At 64.8% G+C, this 22,584-nt stretch carries 19 protein-coding genes; 5 read left to right on the forward strand and 14 right to left on the reverse strand.

Translation table 11 applies throughout. The annotated features are described in order from the left end of the window. Positions 1-145: 145 nt before the first annotated feature. Positions 146-1,417 carry a lipid IV(A) 3-deoxy-D-manno-octulosonic acid transferase gene (gene waaA / locus C6A77_RS14015; RefSeq protein ID WP_114169997.1) on the reverse strand — a complete coding sequence of 424 codons (1,272 nt, stop codon included), beginning with the start codon at positions 1,415-1,417 and terminating at the stop codon, positions 146-148. Positions 1,418-1,428: 11 nt separating this feature from the next. Beyond that, positions 1,429-2,319 carry a LysR family transcriptional regulator gene (locus tag C6A77_RS14020; RefSeq protein ID WP_114169998.1) on the reverse strand — a complete coding sequence of 297 codons (891 nt, stop codon included), beginning with the start codon at positions 2,317-2,319 and terminating at the stop codon, positions 1,429-1,431. An 85-nt stretch (positions 2,320-2,404) separates the two neighbouring features. On the opposite strand from C6A77_RS14020, the gene C6A77_RS14025 reads away from it, so the two are divergent. The 4 genes from C6A77_RS14025 to C6A77_RS14040 all read left to right on the forward strand — a co-directional run bounded on the left by C6A77_RS14025 (position 2,405) and on the right by C6A77_RS14040 (position 5,904). Further along, entirely contained in the window at positions 2,405-2,737 is a 333-nt protein-coding gene (locus C6A77_RS14025; protein ID WP_114169999.1) for a multidrug efflux SMR transporter, read from the forward strand. Positions 2,738-2,898: 161 nt separating this feature from the next. After that, positions 2,899-4,074 carry an FAD-dependent oxidoreductase gene (locus C6A77_RS14030; RefSeq protein ID WP_114170000.1) on the forward strand — a complete coding sequence of 392 codons (1,176 nt, stop codon included), beginning with the start codon at positions 2,899-2,901 and terminating at the stop codon, positions 4,072-4,074. Further along, a complete protein-coding gene (locus tag C6A77_RS14035; RefSeq protein WP_114170001.1) occupies positions 4,071-4,883 on the forward strand; it encodes an aldo/keto reductase in 813 nt (270 codons plus the stop codon). Before C6A77_RS14030 ends, C6A77_RS14035 begins: the two co-directional genes overlap by 4 nt. 52 nt (positions 4,884-4,935) lie before the next feature. Continuing rightward, positions 4,936-5,904 carry a metal ABC transporter ATPase gene (locus tag C6A77_RS14040; RefSeq protein ID WP_114170002.1) on the forward strand — a complete coding sequence of 323 codons (969 nt, stop codon included), beginning with the start codon at positions 4,936-4,938 and terminating at the stop codon, positions 5,902-5,904. A gap of 183 nt (positions 5,905-6,087) precedes the next feature. Here the strand turns inward: C6A77_RS14040 and hldE are convergent, their stop codons facing one another. From hldE to C6A77_RS14055, 3 genes are all read right to left on the reverse strand, one after another. After that, complete coding sequence (hldE, locus tag C6A77_RS14045) at positions 6,088-7,509, reverse strand: bifunctional D-glycero-beta-D-manno-heptose-7-phosphate kinase/D-glycero-beta-D-manno-heptose 1-phosphate adenylyltransferase HldE (protein WP_114170003.1); 1,422 nt, start codon at positions 7,507-7,509, stop codon at positions 6,088-6,090. 129 nt (positions 7,510-7,638) lie between these two features. Beyond that, entirely contained in the window at positions 7,639-9,447 is a 1,809-nt protein-coding gene (gene msbA, locus C6A77_RS14050; protein WP_114170004.1) for a lipid A export permease/ATP-binding protein MsbA, read from the reverse strand. A gap of 15 nt (positions 9,448-9,462) precedes the next feature. Then, on the reverse strand, positions 9,463-10,638 hold the full coding sequence (locus C6A77_RS14055; RefSeq protein ID WP_114170005.1) for an O-antigen ligase family protein: 1,176 nt from the start codon (positions 10,636-10,638) through the stop codon (positions 9,463-9,465). Between the two features lie 100 nt (positions 10,639-10,738). On the opposite strand from C6A77_RS14055, the gene C6A77_RS14060 reads away from it, so the two are divergent. Further along, complete coding sequence (locus tag C6A77_RS14060) at positions 10,739-11,344, forward strand: toluene tolerance protein (RefSeq protein ID WP_114170006.1); 606 nt, start codon at positions 10,739-10,741, stop codon at positions 11,342-11,344. Positions 11,345-11,347: 3 nt separating this feature from the next. On the opposite strand, the gene C6A77_RS14065 is transcribed toward C6A77_RS14060, so the two are convergent. From C6A77_RS14065 to putP, 9 genes are all read right to left on the reverse strand, one after another. Further along, positions 11,348-12,439 carry a glycosyltransferase gene (locus C6A77_RS14065; RefSeq protein ID WP_114170007.1) on the reverse strand — a complete coding sequence of 364 codons (1,092 nt, stop codon included), beginning with the start codon at positions 12,437-12,439 and terminating at the stop codon, positions 11,348-11,350. A 37-nt stretch (positions 12,440-12,476) separates the two neighbouring features. Continuing rightward, positions 12,477-13,250: a glycosyltransferase family 2 protein gene (locus tag C6A77_RS14070; protein ID WP_114170008.1), complete on the reverse strand. Its 774-nt coding sequence runs from the start codon at positions 13,248-13,250 to the stop codon at positions 12,477-12,479. 66 nt (positions 13,251-13,316) lie between these two features. After that, positions 13,317-14,273: a glycosyltransferase gene (locus tag C6A77_RS14075; RefSeq protein WP_114170009.1), complete on the reverse strand. Its 957-nt coding sequence runs from the start codon at positions 14,271-14,273 to the stop codon at positions 13,317-13,319. Positions 14,274-14,321: 48 nt separating this feature from the next. Beyond that, complete coding sequence (locus tag C6A77_RS14080) at positions 14,322-15,725, reverse strand: PIG-L family deacetylase (RefSeq protein WP_114170010.1); 1,404 nt, start codon at positions 15,723-15,725, stop codon at positions 14,322-14,324. Continuing rightward, complete coding sequence (locus C6A77_RS14085; protein ID WP_114170011.1) at positions 15,722-16,618, reverse strand: antimicrobial resistance protein Mig-14; 897 nt, start codon at positions 16,616-16,618, stop codon at positions 15,722-15,724. The genes C6A77_RS14080 and C6A77_RS14085 overlap by 4 nt, the downstream gene beginning before the upstream one ends. After that, entirely contained in the window at positions 16,618-17,748 is a 1,131-nt protein-coding gene (locus tag C6A77_RS14090) for a glycosyltransferase (protein ID WP_114170012.1), read from the reverse strand. Before C6A77_RS14090 ends, C6A77_RS14085 begins: the two co-directional genes overlap by 1 nt. Beyond that, a complete protein-coding gene (locus C6A77_RS14095; protein WP_114170013.1) occupies positions 17,732-19,489 on the reverse strand; it encodes a carbamoyltransferase in 1,758 nt (585 codons plus the stop codon). Before C6A77_RS14095 ends, C6A77_RS14090 begins: the two co-directional genes overlap by 17 nt. Positions 19,490-19,742: 253 nt before the next feature. Further along, positions 19,743-20,579 carry a 23S rRNA (adenine(2030)-N(6))-methyltransferase RlmJ gene (rlmJ, locus tag C6A77_RS14105; protein ID WP_114170015.1) on the reverse strand — a complete coding sequence of 279 codons (837 nt, stop codon included), beginning with the start codon at positions 20,577-20,579 and terminating at the stop codon, positions 19,743-19,745. Positions 20,580-20,764: 185 nt separating this feature from the next. After that, positions 20,765-22,243: a sodium/proline symporter PutP gene (gene putP, locus C6A77_RS14110; RefSeq protein WP_114170016.1), complete on the reverse strand. Its 1,479-nt coding sequence runs from the start codon at positions 22,241-22,243 to the stop codon at positions 20,765-20,767. Between the last annotated feature and the right edge of the window lie 341 nt (positions 22,244-22,584).

Here is a 22,584-nt window from a genome sequence, read left to right on the forward strand (position 1 = left end):
GCCGTCGGGGGGGGGGGGGGTGTATGGCTGTCGCGCGCTTTTTTGGGCTGGGGGCCCCCCCCGGGGCCCCCCCCCCCCCCCCCCCCCCCCCGGGCCCCCCCCCCGGGGGGGGGGGGGGGGCCCCGCGAAGAAGCCAATGTAGATATCAGCGAACAAGCGCCCCCAGCCCATCGAGCAAGCGCTGCAACGCGCCCTGATTGGCCCGCATCACCGCCCTGCCCGCCTCGCCCATGCGCTGGGCATCCTGCGGCAGCTCGACCAACCGCCGCACCGCCTCGGCCAGCCCATCGGCATCGTCCACCTGCTGCAACGCCCCCGCATCGCGCAACATCGCGCTGATTTCGAGGAAGTTGAACACGTGCGGCCCCATCAGCACCGGCAAGGCCAACGCTGCCGGCTCCAGCGGATTGTGCCCACCGGTTGCCACCAGGCTGCCGCCCACGAAGGCAATGTCAGCCAGCGCGTAAAGGAACAGCAACTCGCCCATGGTGTCGCCGACCAACACCTGTGTCTGCGCATCGACCGGGGCGCCGGCCGAGCGGCGCACGCTGGTGAACTGTTCGCTGCACAGCGCATGTACCGCAGCGAACCGCTCGGGGTGGCGCGGCACCAGGATCAGCAGCGCATCACCATGCACCTGCAGCAACTGCCGGTGCGCCTGCAAAATCAACGCATCTTCACCCTCGTGGGTGCTGGCGGCGATCCACACCGGGCGCTGTTCGGCGCCCCACTGCTGACGCAATGCCTTGGCACGCGGCAACAAGTGCTCGTCGATCTTCAGGTCGAACTTGATCGAACCGGTGACCTGCACGCACTCAGGGCGCGCGCCCAGGTCACGGAAGCGCTGAGCCTCGGTTTCGGTCTGCACGGCAATCAGGTTCATCGCGGCCAGCATCGGCCGGGTCAGCCGGGCAAAGCGCCCATAGCCACGGGCCGAACGCGCAGACAGGCGCGCGTTGGCCAAGGCCACCGGAATGCCGCGCCTGGCGCACTGGTGAATGTGGTTGGGCCACAGCTCGGTTTCCATGATGATGCCCAGCTTCGGCCGTACATGGTCGAGAAAGCGCCCAGCCGCCCAGGGTAGATCGTAGGGCAGGTAGCAATGCTGCACGCGGGGTTCGTCGGCGAACATGGCGCGAATGCGCTCGGAACCGGTCGGGGTCATGCAGGTAAGGGTGATCGGCAGTTGCGGGTAGGCCTTCAGCAAGGCCCGCACCATCGGCGCCGCCGCGATGCTCTCGCCGACCGAAACCGCGTGCACCCAGATGCCGCCCTGGCGCACGGCCGGCAGCCTGAAGGCAAAGCGCTCGCCGATGCGCTGGCCATAGGCCGGCGCCTTGCGCGCGCGCAGGTACAGGCGCAGCGCAACCAGCGGCAGGCCCAGGTGAAACAGCAAGGTATAGAGAGTTCTGTTCATGGCGGCGGAGTTTACCCGATAGCGCGCAGGTGCACCGCAAAGCGCTCGGCCAGCCATTGCGCCGCCAGCCCCAGTGGCGCGTCGCGGCGCCAGGCCAGCTCCGCCACCAAGGCCGGTGGCCGCCATTCGCTGTCCAGCTCGACCATATGCGCCTGGTAAGTCGGGTATTGCACCACATGCCGCGGTAGCCAGGCCCAGCCCAGGCCACGCATCAGCAGCTCGGCCATGGCGTAGAAGCTGTCGGCGCGCCACACCTGCGGGCTGATCGCCTCGCCGCCGGGGTAACCGCTTTGCTGCGGGGTGATCAGCAATTGCCGGTGCCGGGCCAGTTGCTGGCGGGTAACCCGGCCTTCGCCGGCAAGCGGGTGGCCGACGGCGCACACGGTGACCATTTCCACACTGCCCAGGGCGCGCCGCTCCAGTGATGCCGGGATGCTCTCGTGATGGAAGAACAAACCCAGATCGGCGCGCCGTTCCACCAGCTTGCGCGCCACGTCGCCCTGGGCACCACTGGCCAGCTGCACTTCCAGAAACGGGTAGCGGCTGGCCAGTTCGTCAAGGCTGTCGATGACCGGCTGGTAGGGCATGGCTTCGTCCTGGGCCACCCGCAGCAGCGCCTCCTGCCCGCGCATCAGCGCCAGCGCGCGGCCATCCAGGCGCTCGCACTGGCGCAGCAGTTCACGGGCATCCTCCAGCAGGGCGCTGCCGTTCTCGGTCAGTTTCGGTTGGCGGCCACTGCTGCGCTCGAACAGGGTGACCCCGAGGTCTGTTTCCAGCATGGCGATCGCGCTGCTGATGGCCGATTGCGCCTTGCGCTGCTCGCGGGCCACGGCCGAGAACGAGCGCAGTTCGGCGACCCGCAGGAACGTACGCAGCTGTTCAAGGTTCCACTGCTCGGCCATGGCCTATCTCCGTTATCGATAGGTAATGACTTTACCCCATTCAGGCCGGCGCTAGAATCTGCAGCCAGTTACGGAGGATCCCGCCATGAATGCCTACACCTATCTCGCCATCGCCATCTGCGCCGAAGTTGTCGCCACCGCCTCCATGAAAGCGGTGAAAGGCCTGAGCACGCCATTACCGCTGCTGCTGATGGTGGTCGGCTATGGCATTGCGTTCTGGATGCTGACGCTGGTCGTGCGCAGCATTCCGGTGGGGATCGCCTATGCCATCTGGTCGGGCCTGGGGATCGTGCTGATCAGTGTGGCGGCGCTGGTGATCTATGGGCAGAAGCTGGATGTGCCGGCAATGCTGGGGATGGCGATGATCGTGGGTGGGGTGGTGGTGATCCAGCTGTTCTCGAAGACGGCTGGGCATTGATGTTGCTTATGAGGGCCTCATCGCCGGCAAGCCAGCTCCCACAGGGATAGCGCTGACCCAGCGGCCTGCGCCGACCCTGTGGGAGCTGGCTTGCCGGCGATAGGGCCCTCACAGGTATACCCTGTATACTTGCCAGCTGTCCCAGTCTTCGAGGTACCGCCATGCCATCTGCCATTTCCACTGACGTGCTGATCGTTGGCGCCGGGGTCGCAGGCCTCTGGCTCAATGCCCGCCTGCGCCGCCTGGGCTTTTCGACAGTGCTGGTGGAACGCGCCAGCCTTGGCGGCGAGCAGACCATCAAGTCCCAGGGCATCATCCATGGCGGTACCAAGTACGCCCTGCATGGCGCCCTCACCGGTGCCTCGGAAGCCATCGCCGATATGCCGCGCCGCTGGCGTGAAGCGCTGAGCGGCAGCGGCGAGCTGGACCTGAGTGGCACCCGCCTGCTGTCCGACGCCCATTACCTGTGGTCGCCAGGCACCCTGGCCGGCAACCTCACCAGCTTCTTCGCCAGCAAGGCCGTGCGCGGCCGGGTCGATCAGGTGAAGGGCGAGCAACTGCCGCCCGCGCTGCAGGACCGCGCCTTCAAGGGCAAGGTCTATCGCCTGGCCGAACTGGTCGTCGATGTGCCCAGCCTGCTGGCCAACCTTGCCGAGCTGGCCGGCGACAGCCTGCTGGCCGGCGAGCGCATCCAGCCGCTGCGCGAGGGTGACGAGCTGGTAGGCCTGCGCGTGGACGAACGCGACATTCGCGCCCAGCGCATCGTGCTCAGCGCCGGTGCCGGCACCGAAGACCTGCTGCACGCCCTGGGCCTGGAGCAACCGGCGATGCAGACCCGCCCACTGCACATGGTCATGGCCAAGGGCGCCAACCTGAAACCGCTGTACGCCCATTGCCTGGGCGGCGGGCCGAAGCCGCGGGTGACGGTGACCACCCACCCGGCCGCCGATGGCCAATGGGTCTGGTACCTGGGCGGCGACCTGGCCGAAGCCGAGGGCGTGGCCCGCGAGCCGGCAGCGCAAATCGCCGCCGCGCAGAAAGAAATCGCCAGCCTGCTGCCTTGGGTCGACCAGGGCCAGGTGCGCTGGGCCACGCTGCGGGTCAACCGTGCCGAGCCTGCGCAATCGGGCCTGGTACGCCCGGACAACGCCTTCCTCGCCGATCAGCAGCGCCTGCTGGTGGGCTGGCCGACCAAGCTGGCCCTGGCACCGGACTTCAGCGACCGGGTCATCAGCCACCTGCAGCGCGACGGCATTCGCCCCCAGGCGCAGGCTGACCTGGCCGGCCTGCCGCGCCCACCGTTGGCTGTAGCAGCCTGGGAGCGGCTGCTGCCATGAGCCTGCCCACCCTGCACGACTTCCACCGCCCGCTGGGTAGCACCGGGCTCAAGGTTTCTCCGCTGGGCCTGGGCACGGTCAAGCTGGGCCGCGACCAGGGCGTCAAGTACCCCACGGGCTTCACCATCCCCGGCGATGACGAAGCCCGCCTGCTGCTGGCCCAGGCCCGCGAGCTGGGCATCAACCTGATCGACACCGCCCCGGCCTACGGCCGCAGCGAAGAGCGCCTGGGCCCGCTGCTGCGCGGCCAGCGCGATGAATGGGTGATCGTCAGCAAGGTTGGCGAAGAATTCGACAACGGCCAATCGCACTTCGACTTCAGCGCCGCCCACACCCGCCGCTCGGTGGAACGCAGCCTGCAGCGCCTGGAAACCGATCGCATCGAACTGGTGCTGGTGCATTCCGACGGCAACGACCTGGCGATTCTCGAACAGCAGGGGGTCTACCAGACCCTTGCCGAGCTCAAGCAGGAGGGCAAGATCCTTGGCTTCGGCCTGTCCGGCAAGACCGTCGCCGGCGGCCTGAAGGCGCTGGAGCAAGGCGATTGCGCGATGGTCACCTACAACCTCAACGAGCAGGCAGAACGCCCGGTGCTGGACTACGCTGCCGAACACGGCAAGGCCATCCTGGTGAAAAAGGCCCTGGCCAGCGGGCACATCTGCCTGGCCCCGGGCGTCGACCCGGTGCACGCCAGCTTCGAGCTGCTGTTTGCCCACCCGGGCGTCAGCAGTGCTATCGTCGGCACCATCAATCCGCTTCACCTGGCCCACAACGTGGCCACCGTCGCCCGCATTCTGGGCCGGCATTGAGTTGCCCCCAGGCCCAAGGGCCTGGGCAAGACCCGACGCAAGGAGGACCCTCGTGGCGCGAACGCTGATCCGCAAGAACCCGAGCAACTTCAAGACACTGCCGCTGCATGTCGAGGCCACTGCCGAAGGGCTGATCTACCAGAGCATCGGCATGCCGCTGAACTTTGCCCAAACCCAGCAGCGCCGCAAGGCCATTCAGTTGCCCGACGCGCAGCGTTTCGTGATCGAACTGGCCAACCTGGGCGTGTCGGTACGCCTGACCCTGCATTGGCAGAACCGCGACTACTGGGTGCTGGTACGCCAGCGTCGGCAAGACCGTGGCGATGTGGTGCTGAAACTGATTTCCGGATATGTGCCGGCGCAGGAGCTGAACCTGCCGCTGCACACGGCCGTGCAGGAAGTGGCCGAGGAATGCCTGCTGGAAACCCCGGAAGGTTGGCTTGGCGGGCGCTTCAACGACACCTGGCTGCCGGTGCCCTACGCTGCCGCGTTGCATTACCGGGAAACGCCGCACTTCGTACTGACCCCCGAATCCGGGGCGGCCCGCCCGGTGCACTGCGGCAAGCTGATGCTGCTGGAACGGCCACGCGCCTATGTGCACCTGCCTACCGCTTCGCTGCAGCTGATCTATGACATGCGTCTGCAGGTACCACGGGATGCCAAGAAGCTCAGCCTGTTTCACGTCGATGAGCGGCTGGAGGGCGACCAGCTGGTGGCGCGGCTCAACCGCAAGCGGCCGGACCTGTACCTGATGCCGTTGAAAGACGGCCAGCCGCTGGCCGAGTTATATACCTTGAAACAGGATGAACTGGTGCCGGCGAGTACCCGCGGGCTGTACCTGGCCGAGAGCTTTGCCCGGCAGGAAGGCTGGGTGGTGAAGGACGAGCGGGTGCGCTGGAAGGATTGGCTGAGGCAGCAGGGGTTGGTGGAGAACAAGCCGGTGCGAGGCTCGCACCTGCAGCGCTTTGGCGACAAGGCGCGAGCGCTGCTGGAGCGGGCGCGGACTTCACTGCACAAGTAAGACGCTGAAGCTTGCGCCGAACCTGTGGGAGCGGGTTCACCCGCGAAGCAGGCGACGCGGTGGATGGCACCGGCGTTGCCGGTGTTCGCGGCTAAAGCCGCTCCCACAAAGGATTGCACCCGCTTTCAAATCTTGAGCAAGACAGCTACCTACAAGGGCCGCAAAGCGGCCCCAGAGGGTCGATCAGTTCTTGCGGATTTTCTCGACAATCGCCGTGGTCGAGCTGTTCTCGACCAGCCCCAGCACCTTCACGGCACCGCCATAGGCCTTGACGATATCGGCGCCCACCACCTGGTCGATGCCGTAGTCGCCGCCCTTGACCAGCACATCCGGCCTGACCTGGCTCAGCAGGTTTTCCGGCGTGCCTTCGGGGAAGCTGATCACCCAGTCCACCGCGCCCAGCCCGGCCAGTACGGCCATGCGCCGGTCAACGCTGTTGATCGGCCGGCCCGGCCCCTTCAGGCGGCTGACCGAGGCGTCGTCGTTGACCGCGACGATCAGGCGATCGCCCTGCGCCCGCGCCTGCTCCAGGTAGGTGACATGCCCGGCATGCAGGATGTCGAAGCAGCCGTTGGTGAAGACGATCTTCTCTTTGTGCGCCCGCGCGTCATCGATGGCCAGCAACAGCTGCTCCAGGCCCAGCACACCGCGCTCGGAGCCTTCTTCACGCTGGATCGCCCGGCGCAGCTCGGGGGCGCTGATCGCCGCCGTACCCAGCTTGCCGACCACGATGCCCGCCGCCAGGTTGGCCAGGGCCACCGCGTGGGGCAGGTCCTCGCCGGCAGCAATGGCCGCCGCGAGGGTGGAGATGACGGTATCACCGGCACCGGTCACATCGAACACCTCACGCGCCCGCGCCGGCAGGTGCAGCGCCGGCTGGCCGATACGCAACAGGGTCATGCCGTGCTCGCCACGGGTCACCAGCAAGGCGCCCAGGTCCAGGTCCTGCAGCAGTTGCAGGCCCTTGGCGACCAGCTCGGCCTCATCGGCGCAACGGCCGACGATGGTTTCGAACTCGCTGAGGTTCGGGGTGATCAGGCTGGCGCCGCGGTAAATGGAAAAATCCTTGCCCTTGGGGTCGGCCAGCACCGGAATACCCCTGGCCCGCGCCGCCTGGATCAGGCTCTGGTGATTCTTCAGTGCGCCCTTGCCGTAGTCGGACAGGACCAGCACCTTGACGCCCTCGAGCAGGCTGTCGACCTCGGCACCCAGCGACAGCGGGTCGGTGGCGAACGGTTCTTCGAAATCGATGCGCAACAGCTGCTGGTGACGGCTCATGACCCGCAGCTTGACGATGGTCGGCTGGTGCGCGATGCGCTGGAACACCGAACGCACGCCGGCCGCCTGCAGGCTGTTGGCCAGGCTGTCGGCAGCCTCGTCCTGACCGGTGACGCCAATCAGCGCAGCCGGTGCGCCGAGGGCGGCGATGTTCAAGGCAACGTTGGCCGCGCCGCCGGGGCGATCCTCGATCTGATCGACCTTGACCACTGGCACTGGCGCTTCAGGCGAGATACGCGAAGTACCGCCATGCCAGTAGCGGTCGAGCATGACATCGCCGACCACCAATACCGGGGCTTGATCGAAACGCGGCATGGACAACTTCATGGGCAACCCATATGGAAATAATGAACAGGGGCAGGATATTAGCACAGGGTAGACGACGGCTTTACGGCCAGATCAGCCCAGGAATAATCCGGTGACAATCGGGGCCGTGATGGCCCCGATCAACGTGGGTCAGGTGATATCGGCCTTGGCCGGTTCATCCAGGCCCATGGCATGCAGGCGGGCATAATGGCCATTAGCCGCAAGCAGCTCGACATGGGTGCCGCGCTCGACCAGGCGACCCTGGTCCATGACCAGAATCTGGTCGGCCTTCTCGATGGTCGACAGGCGGTGGGCGATCACCAGCGTGGTACGGCCTTGCATCACATGGTCCAGGGCTGCCTGGATATGCCGTTCGGACTCGGTATCCAGCGCCGAGGTGGCCTCGTCGAGGATCAGCAGCGGTGCGTTCTTCAGCAATGCCCGGGCGATGGCCAGGCGCTGGCGCTGGCCGCCGGAGAGCAGCACGCCGTTTTCACCCACTTCGGTATCGAAGCCTTTCGGCAGCCGATCGACGAACTCCTTGGCGTAGGCATCGGCCGCAGCGGCTTCGATGTCGGCGCGCGGGGCGCCGGCCAGGTCACCATAGGCGATGTTGTTGGCCACGGTGTCGTTGAACAGGGTGACGTGCTGGGTCACCTGGGAAACGTGGCGACGCAGGTTGCGCAGGCGGTAGTTCTCGATGTCCACGCCGTCGAGCAGAATCTGCCCCTGGTCGTGGTGATAGAAGCGCGGGATCAGCGCCGCCAGGGTCGATTTGCCACTGCCGGAACGGCCGACCAGGGCAATCATCTGCCCCGGCTCGGCGACGAAGCTGATGTCGCTCAGCACTTCACGATCGGTGCCCGGGTAGGTGAAGCTCAGGTTGCGCACTTCCAGGCGCCCTTCCACCCGCTCCTTCTCGACGGTGCCGGTGTCCACTTCAGGCGCTTCGTCCAGCTGCTCGAAGATACTCTCGGCACCGGCCAGGCCTTTCTGGATGGTTGAGCTGACTTCCGAAAGCTGACGAATCGGCTTGGGCAACAGGCCGGCGGCGGTGATATAGGCCACCAGGTCACCGGCGGTAGACTCACCGCGCAGGAACAGCACCAGGAACATCAGCGCGGCCATGGCGGTGTAGATCACCAGCTGCAGCATCGGCGTGTACAGCGAGCCGGTCTTGGTCATCTGCAGCTGCTTGTCGGTGTTGCTCTGGCTGGCCTTGCCGAAACGCTGCTGCTCGTAGCCCTCGCCGCCGAAGCTGCGCACCACGCGGTAACCCTGGATGGTTTCCGAGGCGACATGGGTGACATCGCCCATGGCCACCTGGATCTTCTTGCTCTGCTTGCGGAATTTCTTGCTGGCGACGCTGACCATCACCGCGATCACCGGCATGATGGCGACCATCACCAGGGTCAGGTGCCAGTTCATCCACAGCAGGTAGCCAAACAGGAACACCACGGTCAGGCCTTCGCGGATCACCACCTTGATCGCATCGGTGGCGGCACCGGTGACCATGGTCACGTTGAAGGTGATGCGCGAAATCAGGTGCCCGGAGTTGTGGTTGTCGAAGTAGCGGTTGGGCAGTACCAGCAGCTTGTTGAACAACTCCACCCGCAGGTCATGCACCAGGCACAGGGAAACCTTGGCCAGGAAGTAGTTGCCGAGGAACGAGCCCAGCCCCTGCCACGCGGCGATCAGAATGATCAGCAGCGGCACCGCCTGCAGCAGCTGCAGGTCGCGCAGGTAGGGCACGTTGGGGAACAACACCGCTTCGGGGTTGCTCAGCCCATCGACGAAATACTTGAGAATCCCGGCCAGCATTGGCTGGGTCGAGGCAAAGATCACGAAACCGATGATGCTCAGCAGGAAAATGCCGACATAGGGTTTCACATAGCTCAGCAGCCGGAAGTAGATCTTCAGGCTGGAGGTGTGCTCCGCCGGACGCGGTGTTTCGGCCATTATCGAGCTCGCTGTTCAGGTAGAACCGGAAATTTTACCACAGGCGTCATTTTCGGCACGCCCCCCTGGCAGCAACATGGCCAGGCCCACCGGCAGCCAGCTGATGAACCATTCGGCACGCGGCGTACCGGTGAGGCTGGCAGCATCGAACTGCATGGCCAGGGTCGAGTACACCCAGAAGCCGAGCAGAATCCTGCCGAACAGCGTGCCGCGGGCGCGCACGATCTCGCCCAGGGTGAACAGCCACACCATGACCCACAGCAGCATGCCGGGCAGGCCCAGCTCGATGGCGACATGGGTGAACATGTTGTGGGTGTGGTCGAAGTGCTTGCCCACTGCGCTGACGTCGTAGGCAGCGCCCAGCCCGAGGCCGGTCCAGGGGTGTACGGCGATCATCTCGATCACCGCACGGAAAATTTCCGGCCGGTAGGACGAGCCGCGCTGGGCGATCAGGTCGTACACGGCGTAGAAGGCCAGACCGGTGGCGATCACCGCCAGCATGGAAAACACCCGGCTGTGGCGGTCACGGAACCACAACGGCGCCATCACCACGGTAATGACCAGGGCGAGCGCGGCGCCACGGCTCTGGCTGAACATGACGAACGCCCCAAGGCAAGCCAGTGCGGCCAGCCACAGCAACTGCAGGCCGCGCTGACGCGGTGGCTGGTATAGCAGGAAGAGCACGGCCGAGCCAATCACATAGGCGCCCAGGATCGGGTGCGAGATTTCGCCGATGCCCTCCAGGCGGGCCAGCAGCGGCATACCCAGCACGCCGTAGAAATGGATGATCGAGACCAGCGCCGCAATCGCCAGCAGCGCACTGCCGACCGCCAGCAACTGGCGAATGCGCGCCAGGCCGAGCTGCGCCAACAGCGGGAATGCCAGCAGGAACACCAGGATGTAGACCAGGCGCTTGAGCTCGCGCCCCGGTTCTTCCGCCACCGACCAGACCAGGCTCAGCCCGCTCCACGCCAGCAGCAACAGCACACTCCCCCACAAGGCCGGCTGACGCCGCCAGGTCTGCACCAGCGCGTGCCTGGCAGACCAGGCCAGAATCAACGTCGGCAGCCACAGGAACAACACCAGGCCCTGCTGGTAGATCTTGTTGCTCGGTGCCAGGGCAATCGCTGCCAGGAACCAGACCAGTCCGAACCCCAACCAGGCGCGTGCCCAGTTTTTTTCATACAACATCCTTTCCCCCGATGAATCAAGAACACCATCCATGGTGCAACAGCATTAATTTCGGCATTATTGCCGGTCATTTCGCTCGCCAGACGACAAGGCTCTATTCATGCAATGCTCCCGGCTCACCCAGGTCGACTTCGATCAGCTGACACTTGGCGCACAGGTGCTAGAGGCAGATAGCCATGGCGCCAAAGTCTACCTGCTCGCGGATGGTAATTTCCTCAAGGTTTTTCGCAGGAAGCGGCTGATTTCATCTGCACTGCTGCGCCCCTACTCGCAGCGCTTCGTCGATAACGCCGCACGCCTGGCACAACTGGGCATCCCCACCCTCGAGGTGATCAGCCAGCACAAGCTCGACCTGCCTGGCCGTACCGCCGTGCTGTATCGGCCGCTGCCTGGGCGCACCTTGTTGCAGATGTCACGCGATGACGGTTTCAGCTGGGACACCTATCTGCCACGGCTGATCGAACTGATTCGCCAGCTGCACCGCAGCGGCGTGTACTTCCGCTCGCTGCACCTGGGCAATGTGGTGGTAACCCCCGAGCAACAGCTGGGGCTGATCGATGTGGCCGACATGCGCTTCCTGCGCCCGCCGCTGTCGGCACGCATGATCCGTCGCAACGTGCAGCACATGGTGCGCTATATCGAGCGGGAGAACCTCGGCGACCGGTTCCCCCTCGCCGCCTTCGAGGCAGCCCTGCTGGCCCGCTGAGCGTCAGCTGCGCAACAGGCTGCGCGAGCCGCTGCAGAACGCTTGCCAGGCCTGTTCGGGGGCCAGCGCCTTTCGCTGCCGGGCGGCAACCAGCGGGGCGCTGATTGCCGTACAGCGCCCGATCGCATCGGCCCAGGCATTTTCATCGGCAATCGGCAGGTAGCCACCGGTGTCCTGCAACTGCTCGCGGAACACCTGCAGGTCGCTGCACACCACCGGCACATCGGCCATGACCGCCTCCTGCACCACCAGCCCCAGGCCTTCGGAGCGCGAAGGCACCAACAGCCAGTCGAATGCCCGGTACAGCTGCTGCAGGTCGTCGCGGTGACCGCAGAGGTGAACACGCTCGACCAGGCCCAGCGCGTCGATACGGGCCTGTAGCAGCGCATGCAGGGGGCCTTCGCCGATGATCGCCAGCTGCAGGTCCGGCTGGCGTGCGCCGGCCTTGGCGAACGCCTCGATCAGCATCTCGAAGCCTTTGCTCTCGACCAACCGCCCGACTGCGCCCAGCATCACCCCGGCTTGCGGCGGTAACTGCAAGGCCTGCCTGGCCCTTTCCCGGCTCAACAGCGGCTCGACGAAAGCCAGCGGGTCGAGGGCCATGCGCAAGGTCTGCACCGGCCGGCCCAGCACCTGCTCGAGCGACGCGGCAAGCGTCTGCGAAACGGCGGCAATGCTCAGCCGCTCCGCCGGGAACATGCGCAGCAGGCGCACATCGCCGGCATTCAGGCGCGTCTTGCCGTGAAACAGCACCTTGGCCCGCAGTTGCGGAACCTGCTGCAACAGCGGCAGCACCAGCCGCGCCACGCCGACACCGTCGAGCAGCACGACTTCAGCCTGGGCTTCGTGCAGGGCCTTGCGCAAGCGCATGCGCAACCATGGGCGCAACAGCCGCCACAGGTGGCGCCCTTTCAGCGCCCGTGACGGCATGTGCCACTCGCGGGTCGAACCAAGCCCGCAGCAGAGGCCGCTGCCCAGCAGCAGCCAGTTACTGATCCGCGCATCGGCGCCGGCGTGCGACAGCACCTGCCGATGCACCTTGTGGATGGACATGTACGGCGTTCCACCCGCCCACATCATATTGACGATGTTCATCGGCCCTCTCCCGCTCATGTCAGATGGGACAGCGACTTCATTGAACAAAAATGGTGATTCCCATGCCGATCACGGCACCCGCCACCAGCGTCAATGCCAACTTTATCCGATCACGTTGACGACGTTTGGCCTTGCGCTCCACTTCGATGGGCAAGGTCACGTGATTACCAAATCCAGTGTGCAATACTGCATCGCCCTCGAGGGTGACCGCTGTCAGATTTAACTCAGCGTAGCGCCGGGAAAGCGCTTTTTCTCCAGCATAGGCAGCAAATGGCGCACAGCGCTGGTAATCGCTCAGGCGACGCAGGCCGGGGTTGAGCGAAAACGCCTGCCACTCGGCCTTGTCGGACAGCAGCGGGTAGCACGGCACACCGGCGATCACCTGGCGATCACCGAGGTGGATGTACGGGCTGTGGATGGCCAGGTCATGGGCATGGCTGCGCAGCCAGACCTGCAACAGGTCAGGGCTGACCTCCAGAATGGCCCGCGAGTCTTCGACGAAGCCCTGGCGATAGAAGTGCCAGTCATCCTCGCAGTGGAAGATGTACGGCGTCTTGACATGGCTGTAGGCCAGGTCGATAGACGGCAGCTGACCAAGCTTGGGCCGGTTGACGAACACCTTGCAGTGCGGTTTCCAGTGCGCCGGCACAGCGCCATGCACGGCATCGTCACCGGAATCTTCGGTGATGAATACCTCGCGAATGGGCGCGGTGTTGTAGCGATCGAAACTCTCAAGGGTATCTTTGAGCAGATCGAACCGCCCACAACTGGTCACGACAAGCGTGACGTCACTCTCATTTGAAAAGCGCACCGGACTCCCTCCGCATTGCGACTATCGACTTTCAGCACCCGCTCCGTAGGCGCGAAAGTTCTTGTGTTAGATGCCCAGCTTCAGGCGCAGCCGCTGCCATGCAGACAACGGCGGGTGGGGCCTGAGCGCCGGGCGCATGTGGTCGACGATGCTACGTCCAACTGCCGCGAAACTGAAACGGGAAACCGCCAGATGGCGGCCATTTTCTGCAATCTGCCGAGCCAGTTCGGGCTCCGCACGCAAACGGCGGAGTTTTTCCTGAAGGGTCGGGATGCTGTCATAGAACACCACGTTGTGCATGTCCTGCAGGCCCAGCGCGCGGTTTTCTTCCTCGCCCTGGTCGTATGCCAGCAACACGCAGCCACAGGCCATGGCTTCGAAGTTCTTGATCATGTATTCGCCCATGCCGACATCGGCACTGACGAAGAAGCGGATGCGGTTGAGCGTGTTGCAGTAGTCCTCACCCGACTTGGTCCGGGTCACCACCAGGTTCTCGACCCGGCCCAGCTCGTCCAGCAGTGCCTTGCGGCCGCTGTACGCCACGCTGTTGGTGCTGCCGACGAAAGCCAGGTCGATGTCACGCTCACGCTGTTGGTCGCTGAGCAACTGCTCGTCGTAGCCCTTGGGCACGAACACCGCGTCGAACCCTTCCTGGCGCAGGCGCTCGCTGACCATGTAGCCCGAGCTGATCACCCGCGCCCAGGGCAGCTTGCGGTAATGGGCGCTGAACTTACCGGTGTACTTGCACGGGATGTAGTTCTGGTAGGCATCGTGCTCGAGGATGACCAGGTTCGGCACGGTGCGGATGAACGCCGCCTGGCGGATCTCCTGCTTGAAACGCAGGAAGAACACGATACGGTCATAGCGCTCGACCTGCACTTCACGCTTGAAATAGCGGCGCAGGTTACGCTGGTCTTCGCTGCTCAGCCAGCGCAGGTCGCACTCGCAGTTGGCCGCGACGCCATCGTACAAGCGGTCGAGAATCGCCCGCTGTTCCTTCTGCACCAGAAATAGGACTTTCATTATTTTCCTTGGGCGCTCGGCGCCATCGCGGTCAACCATGGGGCGGGCTTACAGCTCGCGGCGCCAGAACAGTTCGTGCCGGCGCACGGCCTTACGGAAGAATTCGTTTTCGCCATACGGCGACGGCCGCCGCCCGGCCAGCCAGCGCTGCAACAGGCGGCGCAAGCGGCGCTTGAACGCTGCCGGGGGCTGCAGGTCGTGCATCATGCCCAGCGCCATGGCCTTGTCGCGCTGGGTCGCCAGGTCCAGCACCAGGCTGCAGGGCGCCCAGGCCTGGGCAGCATCCAGCTGTGGCGGCAAGGCCACACCATCGCCACTGTCGCCCATCGGCCAGCGGTCGTTATCGTGCAGGTGGTTGGCGTAGCACAACAGGGTATGCGGCTGCCAGGCCAGGCCCTGCAGGGCTTCCAGCACCGCTGCCTGAGCGCAGATGTGGTCGGGGTGCGGGTCGAGCTGCGGGTGCGGCATGACCAGCACCTCTGGCTGGGCCAGCTCCAGCAAGGCGCGCAGGTCGGCCAGCAGGTTATGCCAGGTAGGCGCGCCATCGCGGTCGCCCGGCAGCAGGAACGGGTTGAACTGGCGGAACACGCGGATATCGGCCAGGTCAGCTTCGCGGGAAGCGGCCGGCTGCTCGGGCGCGGCCTGCATGGCAGGCAGCTGCAGGCAGAAGTACCCCAGCTGCACGCAACGCGACTCCGGCACACCGGCCCAGCGCGGCACGGCGATGCTGTCCCAGGCGCGCAACCGGCCCTTCAGGCGTGCGGCCTCGGCCTTGGCCAGGCCCATCTGCTGATAATGCTCGGCCTCGATTTCACCTGCGGTCAGGGTCACCACCCAGGTTTCGTCGGCCTGGCTGTACAGGCCATAGGCGGCCAGCTCGGCGTCGTCGGCGTGTGGCGCGATCACCATCACCCGGCGCCGCTGCAGCTCGACCGCTGACGTTATCCACAAGCTCGGCTGGCCTTGCAGCCGGCAATGTCGGCCACGCAGGCGCAGCGTGCCGGCTTGCAGTGGCGCGGCCAGGCCAGTCAGGTTGAGGAAACGCACGCCATCGACGCCACGCTCGAAGGTTTGCCGATCGGCCTGCTCGCCCCCCAGCAGCTCGACGCGCGGATCGAGGAAACGCCCCAACCAGCTGCTTTTCAGGCGCACCTCGAGGACCAGGGTTTCGTCACCCTGCAAGTTGCTCTCGGCCTTGAGCACACCGCCCTGCAGGCTGGCAGCAACCTGTCGTGCCTGCTCACCGAAGTCGTAGACGTAGTCCTCGCCCGGCGCATAGAACAGGTGGTCGGCGAACCAGGCTTCATGGGCCGCCCACAGCAGCGGCAACAGCAGCAGTGGCAACCACCACCAGCTGAACACGCCCACCGCCACCAGCGCGACCAGCGCCGCCAGCAGGCCCAGGCGCTTGTTGCGCCGATGGCGCTTGAGCAATTGCTGCTTGCGACTCACGCCTGATACACCGGCACGGGGTTGCACCAACGGTCCTTGTACTCGCGGTCGGCCCGGCCGAACGAGAAGCGCAGCGGCTTGTTACGCGTGCGGGCGTCTTCCCAGGCGGCCTGGGTATTGAGGAAGCTCAGCACGCTGCCAGGGCTAAACGCCTTGGTCTGCGGGTCGACACCGCCATTGATGTATTCGACGCTGACCCACTCCGGCGCTTCGACGCGGTACACCAGCTGGATGGCGATCGGCTTGCCGTCCAGCAGCAGCACCGAGCCGATCAGCAGTTCGCGCAGGCGCTGCAGCACCTCGGCCATGCGTTCGGCACCGGTGGCTGGGAACCCCCAGCGACGCTGAAACAGATCGCAATACATACTGGCGATTTCCGCCGCGCTGAAGTCGCTGATCGGGCGCACCACGCCGCCCGCCTCTTCCAGCAAACGCAGCTCGCGACGCTGGTTGTAGCGGAACTTCTTCGACAGGTCTTCAGGCGCGCGCGCCATGGCCAGCTGCTCCTTCTGCACCTTGAGGCCGCTGAAGCGGCCCTGGTTCAGTTCGGACAGGTAACGCGCGGTGTGGCGCAACGGCGCAGCAGCATCGGCCGCCGCCGGCAGAATGATTTCGGCGTTGCCCAGGTCGAACAGGGCCTTCTTGCCCGCCTTTTTAAGCACATCCTTGGACAGCGCCAGGTGCCGACCCCAGCTGGGAATCGCGGCTTTCAGCTCGCCGGCCTGGTGCCAGCCCAGGTAGCGCACCGGTATCTGTGCCAGCGCCGCCAGTTGCTCGACCACCAGCGGATGGGTGGCGACACTGCCGCCAAAACGCGCCCACGCCTCGGCGTAGGCCTTGGCGTCGATGGTTTGCCAACCGCGCTCGCGGAAGGCCTGGATACGGTTGAGCATCAGGCCTTCTCCACCAGCGCACGGACCTGCGGCAGCTGCCAGAAGGCCTCGCGCACCGCCTGGTCGGAAAAACGTTCACGCAGGCGCTGCAGCATGTGCCCGGCGCAGGCCTGGCGCTGCTGCGCATCGAGCCCGGCCATGTGCTGCAAGCCATGGGCCAGTTGCCCGGCATCGCCCAGCGGGAACAGTACCCCTACCCCTTCGACCACTTCGCGAGCACCGCCACAGGCGGTAGCCAGCACTGGCACACCGGCGACCATGGCTTCGAGCAGGACCATGCCGAACGGCTCATGGTCGGAACTCAGGGCGAACACATCGAACGCCTGGAAGTAACGGCGCGCATCCGGCACCTGGCCAAGGAAATCCACCTGCCCGGCGATACCCAGTTCGGCGGCCAGCGCCTTCAGCCTGGCCTCGAGGCGGCCCTTGCCGAGGATCGTCAGACGGGCGCCGGCCGGCAGCTGCGGCAGCGCTTCGGCAAAACCACGCAGCAGGGTGGCCTGGTCCTTGTCCGGGTGCAGGCGCCCGACGTTACCGACGATCCAGGCCTGCGCATCCAGGCCCAGGGCCTGACGGGCCTCGGCGCGAGGCACCAGAGCCGCTTGCAGGGCTTCGATGTCGATGCGGTTGTAAAGGGTCTGGATACGCGCTGCCGGCCACTGCGGCAGACAGCGGCGCATGTCGTCGCGCACCGCGTCCGACACGCCCAGCAGGCTCAGGCGCTTGCCGAACAGGTTGGCGAAGAGGCGTCGGCCCTTGCGCTGGTAGTCGCCGAAGGCGTGGTGCACGCCGATCACCGGCAGGCCGGTCGCCAGCAAGGCCACGTAGATCGGCTTGAAGCGATGGGCGATGCAGAACGCGAAATTGCGCTCGGCCGCGATCCGCCGCAATGCGCGGATCGCCCCAAGCTTGAGGCCGCGCACGGCCTTGGAGCTGAACTCCAGGAACAGCACCTCGTCCGAGGCACAGCCGGCCGCTACCTGCGGGTCGGCTGCACCGGTGAGGAATACCGTGGTGACTTGGTAGCCACGCCCCTGGAACAGGCTGGCGTACTGACGGGCGCAGTCGAGGAACGGCCCGTCATAGCCATGGCAGAACTGCAGGATGCGCGGTTCAGAGCGGCTGGTCATACGGGGCCGCGCCGTCCTTCACAACCAGGATGTCTTCCATGATCAGGTACTGCAGGTCCGAGCCGAAGAACATGTTCAGGGCGTCGGTCGGCGAGCAGATCATCGGTTCACCCCGACGGTTCAGCGAAGTGTTCAGCGACACGCCGTTACCGGTCAGGTCTTCCAGCGCCTTCATCATGTCGTAGTAGCGCGGGTTGTACTCGCGCTTGAGCACCTGGGCACGCGAAGTGCCGTCCTCGTGGACCACTTCCGGCACACGGGTCTTCCACTCTTCAGCCACTTCGAAGGTGAAGGTCATGAACGGCGCCGGGTGGTCGACCTTGATCATCTGCGGGGCAACGGTGTCGAGCATCGACGGGCAGAAAGGTCTCCAGCGTTCGCGGAACTTGATCTGCTCGTTGATGCGGTTGGCCACGCCCGGCACGCTCGGGCAACCGATGATCGAACGGCCACCCAGGGCACGCGGGCCGAATTCCATGCGCCCCTGGAACCAGGCCACCGGGTTGCCTTCGACCATGATTTTGGCGATACGCTGCGGCATGTCGTCGAGCTTGCGCCACTTCGGCGCGTGCGGGTGACGGGCGCAGGCGGCGATCACATCTTCGTTGGAGTACGACGGGCCGAGGTAGACATGTTCCATCTTCTCGACCGGCACGCCACGGGCGTGGGAAACGTAGGCAGCCGCGCCCACCGCGGTACCGGCGTCGCCGGACGCCGGCTGGACGAACAGCTCCTTCACATCGGAACGGGCAATGATCTTCTGGTTGAGCTTGACGTTCAGCGCGCAGCCGCCGGCGAAAGCCAGCTTGCCGGTTTCACGCAGGGTGTCGCCCAGGTAGTGGTCGATCATCTGCAGGGCGATCTTCTCGAACAGCGCCTGCATGCTGGCCGCGTAATGGATGTACGGCTCGTCGGCGATGTCGCCTTCGCGCTTGGGGCCCAGCCATTCGATCAGCTTCGGCGAGAAGTAGAAGCCCTTGCCCTTCTCTTTATAGCGGCGCAGGCCGATGACGTTGGCGTACTCGGTGTTGATCACCAGCTCGCCATTTTCGAAGCTGGCCAGGCGCGAGAAATCATACTTGCTGGCGTCGCCATACGGCGCCATGCCCATGACCTTGAACTCGCCGTCGAGCATCTCGAAGCCGAGGAACTCGGTGATCGCGCCGTACAGGCCACCCAGCGAGTCCGGGTCGAAGAATTCCTTGATCTTGTGGATCTTGCCGTTTTCGCCGTAGCCAAAGAAGGTGGTGGCGTATTCGCCTTTACCGTCGATACCGAGGATCGCGGTCTTTTCCTTGAAGCCCGAGCAGTGGTAGGCACTGGAGGCGTGGGCCAGGTGGTGTTCGACCGGCTCGATCTTGACCTTTTTCGGGTCGAAGCCCAGCTGCTCCAGGCACCAGACGATCTTCTTGCGGTAGCGCTTGTAACGGCGGTTGCCCATCAGGATGGCATCGAGTGCGCGGTCCGGGGCGTACCAGTAGCGCTTGGCATAGTGCCAGCGCGCCTTGCCGAACAAGCTGATCGGGGCGAACGGGATGGCGACCACGTCGACATCGGATGGCTTGATGCCTGCCTGTTCCAGGCAGAACTTCGCCGACTCGTAGGGCATGCGGTTCTTCGCATGCTTGTCACGCACGAAGCGCTCTTCTTCGGCGGCGGCAATCAGCTTGCCGTCAATGTACAAGGCCGCGGAAGGGTCATGGCTAAGGGCGCCGGACAGGCCAAGAATCGTCAATGCCAAGGGATCAGCCTCTTCATTCGGTAGAAATGCGCCAGCGGCCCGTTGGGCGGGTGGCGGCTAAAGGGCGGGATTATAACGCAAAGCGCAGTATGCGCATGCCTCTGCGAGGGCTGCGCCCTCGATCGCGACACAAGGCCGCTCCCACAGGGATAGCGCAACCCCTGTGGGAGCGGCCTTGCGTCGCGAATGGGCCGCACAGCGACCCCGGGATTTCAGCCACACCGCATGAGTTCCAAGGACTCGCGCTGTTGGCTTATTCGGCGATCAGCCAGTCCATGCGGTAGCTGCCGGCAGTCTGCGCCAGCTCCTTGGCCAGCCACGGCAGCAACTCCTTGAGCTCTTCTTCCAGCCCCCACGGCGGGTTGGCGATGGCCAGGCCGGAGCCGTTCAAGCCCTGCGGGCTGTCCTGGTGGTGCACGTACAACTCGACCCGCAGCAGCTTCGGTGCGCCAGTGCTGGTCAGGTCCTGGTAAAAGCGGGTCAGCGAACGCTGGTCCTTGATCGGGTACCAGATTGCCGCCACCGTCTGGCGCATGCGGCCAATCGCTTCTTTCATGGCCGTGGTGCAGCGCTTGAGCTCGTCAGCCTGCTCGAAGGGCGGGTCGATCAGCATGATCGCGCGTTTTTCCTGCACCGGCAGCAAGGCGCGCGGCACATGCCAGCCTTCGCCCAGGTGCACCGTCACGCGCGGGTCTTTCTTCATGTTCTCTTTAAGCAGCGGCCCGTCTTCGGGGTGCTTCTCGTTGAGCAGGGCACGGTCCTGCTGGCGCATCAGGCGGCGGGCCAGCTCGGGCGAACCGGGGTAGTAGCGCAGCTCGCCATCGGCATTCAGGCGCTTGATGATGCGCAGGTAATCGTCGGCCATGGCCGGCAGGTCATCGCGATTCCACAGGCGGGCGACACCCTCCAGGTACTCGCCGGTACGGGTCGCCTGATCACCCTGCAGATCGTACAGGCCGAGCCCGGCATGGGTATCGATGTAGGCGAACGGCTGCTCCTTGCGCGACATCAGGGCGATGAGGCGGGTCAGCACGATGTGTTTGAGGACGTCGGCGTGGTTGCCGGCGTGGAAGGCGTGACGATAGTTCATGGCAACTCCTGCGGGGGTGGCAAGTTTACCTTGCCTTGCAGGCGGAGTCAGGCCTGGCTGTCGGTCGGCGGGGGCTCCTTCGCGGGTGAACCCGCTCCCACAGGCACTTCACAGACTTCGAGTTCTGTGCAATCTCTGTGGGAGCGGGTTCACCCGCGAAGCAGGCGCCGCCGATTCAACCGGTATTACTTGTCAGCGTGATACGCCGCATCAGCCGTTTCGAAGCGCTGTACCATCGCCTTCGAAGGGCTGCCCAGCTTGCTCACCACGACGATGGCGATGCTGGCGAACAGGAAGCCCGGGATGATTTCGTACAGCCCGAGGGTGTCGAAGTTCTTCCACAGGATCACGGTCAGCGCACCGACCACGATACCGGCCAGCGCACCGTTGCGGGTCATGCCTTTCCACAGTACCGAAATCAGCACCACCGGACCGAAGGCGGCACCGAAGCCGGCCCAGGCGTAGGCCACCAGGCCCAGCACGCGGTTTTCCGGGTTGGCAGCCATGGCGATGGCGATCAGCGCGACGGCCAGTACCATCAGGCGGCCGACCCACACCAGCTCGACCTGCGAAGCGTTCTTGCGCAGGAAGGACTTGTAGAAGTCTTCGGTCAGGGCGCTGGAGCACACCAGCAGTTGGCAGCTCAAGGTGCTCATCACCGCCGCCAGGATGGCCGACAGCAGCACACCAGCGATCCACGGGTTGAACAGGATCTTCGCCAGCTCGATGAACACGCGCTCGTGGTTCTCGGTGACCGGGCCCGCCAGCTCAGGGTGCGCCGAGAAGTAGGCGATGCCGAAGAAGCCCACGGCGCAGGTGCCGGCCAGGCACAGGATCATCCAGGTCATGGAGATGCGACGGGCGTTGGCGATCGATTTCACCGAGTCGGCGGCCATGAAGCGCGCCAGGATATGCGGCTGGCCGAAGTAACCCAGGCCCCAGCCCATCAACGAAATGATGCCGATGAAGGTCGCGCCCTTGAACATGTCGAAGTGCGCCGGGTTCACCACCTCGATGGCGGCGAAGGTTTGATCGAAGCCGCCGGTGGAGATCAGCACGATCACCGGAGTGAGGATCAGCGCGAAGATCATCAGCGAGGCCTGCACGGTATCGGTCCAGCTCACCGCCAGGAAACCACCGACGAAGGTGTAGGCGATGGTCGCGGCGGCACCGGCCCACAGCGCGGTTTCGTACGGCATGCCGAAGGTGCTTTCGAACAGACGGGCACCGGCAACGATGCCGGAAGCGCAATAGATGGTGAAGAACACCAGGATGACGATGGCCGAGATGATCCGCAGCAGGCCGCTATTGTCTTCGAAACGGCTGGAGAAGTAGTCCGGCAGGGTCAGCGCATCGCCGTTGTGCTCGGTCTGCACGCGCAGGCGCCCGGCGACGAACAGCCAGTTCAGGTAGGCGCCGACGGTCAGGCCGATGGCAATCCAGGCTTCGGACAGGCCGGAGAAGTAGATGGCGCCCGGCAGGCCCATCAGCAGCCAGCCGCTCATGTCGGAAGCGCCGGCGGAAAGCGCGGTAACCACGCTACCCAGGCTGCGACCGCCGAGGATGTAATCGGAAAGGTTGTTGGTGGAGCGATAGGCAGCGAAGCCGATCAGCACCATTGCCGCGATGTAGATCACGAAGGTGATCGTTAGAGGATTGCCCATATGTGTGCCCTGGCGTTTGTTTTTATCTCATGCACAACCTGACGGTTGCACCCAGGCCGCGAATCCTATGCAACAACGCAAAGCGGGTGCAACCACTTTTCACTTGCCAGTTGCACCTTGCCGTGCATTTTCGGCAAAAGCCGATTTCTTGCTCCTTTTTGGAGCATGCATGTCGTTTTTCAGAAGAAAAAGCACCGAAAACGACCCTTTCCGAAATGTGGAAATGGCTGTCGGACGAGTTGCACCTTTTCATCGAAAAATTAGGGTTGCACCTGGTTGCACCCGAATTGCCCTACAGCTACTCTTGGCGCCAGCTTAGGCCACAACCGTGGCAATAACGA

It is taken from the genome of Pseudomonas sp. AFG_SD02_1510_Pfu_092, from assembly GCF_003331055.1.
Classification (GTDB): Bacteria; Pseudomonadota; Gammaproteobacteria; order Pseudomonadales; family Pseudomonadaceae; genus Aquipseudomonas.

Coding starts and splice junctions, on each gene's coding strand:
- C6A77_RS14085 (WP_114170011.1), bottom strand. CDS start 16,618: ATGCTCAACCGTATCCAGGCCTTCCGCGAGCGCGGTTGGCAAACCATC.
- C6A77_RS14030 (WP_114170000.1), top strand. CDS start 2,899: ATGCCATCTGCCATTTCCACTGACGTGCTGATCGTTGGCGCCGGGGTC.
- rlmJ (WP_114170015.1), bottom strand. CDS start 20,579: ATGAACTATCGTCACGCCTTCCACGCCGGCAACCACGCCGACGTCCTC.
- hldE (WP_114170003.1), bottom strand. CDS start 7,509: ATGAAGTTGTCCATGCCGCGTTTCGATCAAGCCCCGGTATTGGTGGTC.
- waaA (WP_114169997.1), bottom strand. CDS start 1,417: ATGAACAGAACTCTCTATACCTTGCTGTTTCACCTGGGCCTGCCGCTG.
- msbA (WP_114170004.1), bottom strand. CDS start 9,447: ATGGCCGAAACACCGCGTCCGGCGGAGCACACCTCCAGCCTGAAGATC.
- C6A77_RS14035 (WP_114170001.1), top strand. CDS start 4,071: ATGAGCCTGCCCACCCTGCACGACTTCCACCGCCCGCTGGGTAGCACC.
- C6A77_RS14025 (WP_114169999.1), top strand. CDS start 2,405: ATGAATGCCTACACCTATCTCGCCATCGCCATCTGCGCCGAAGTTGTC.
- C6A77_RS14020 (WP_114169998.1), bottom strand. CDS start 2,319: ATGGCCGAGCAGTGGAACCTTGAACAGCTGCGTACGTTCCTGCGGGTC.
- putP (WP_114170016.1), bottom strand. CDS start 22,243: ATGGGCAATCCTCTAACGATCACCTTCGTGATCTACATCGCGGCAATG.
- C6A77_RS14055 (WP_114170005.1), bottom strand. CDS start 10,638: ATGTTGTATGAAAAAAACTGGGCACGCGCCTGGTTGGGGTTCGGACTG.
- C6A77_RS14060 (WP_114170006.1), top strand. CDS start 10,739: ATGCAATGCTCCCGGCTCACCCAGGTCGACTTCGATCAGCTGACACTT.
- C6A77_RS14090 (WP_114170012.1), bottom strand. CDS start 17,748: ATGACCAGCCGCTCTGAACCGCGCATCCTGCAGTTCTGCCATGGCTAT.
- C6A77_RS14065 (WP_114170007.1), bottom strand. CDS start 12,439: ATGAACATCGTCAATATGATGTGGGCGGGTGGAACGCCGTACATGTCC.
- C6A77_RS14075 (WP_114170009.1), bottom strand. CDS start 14,273: ATGAAAGTCCTATTTCTGGTGCAGAAGGAACAGCGGGCGATTCTCGAC.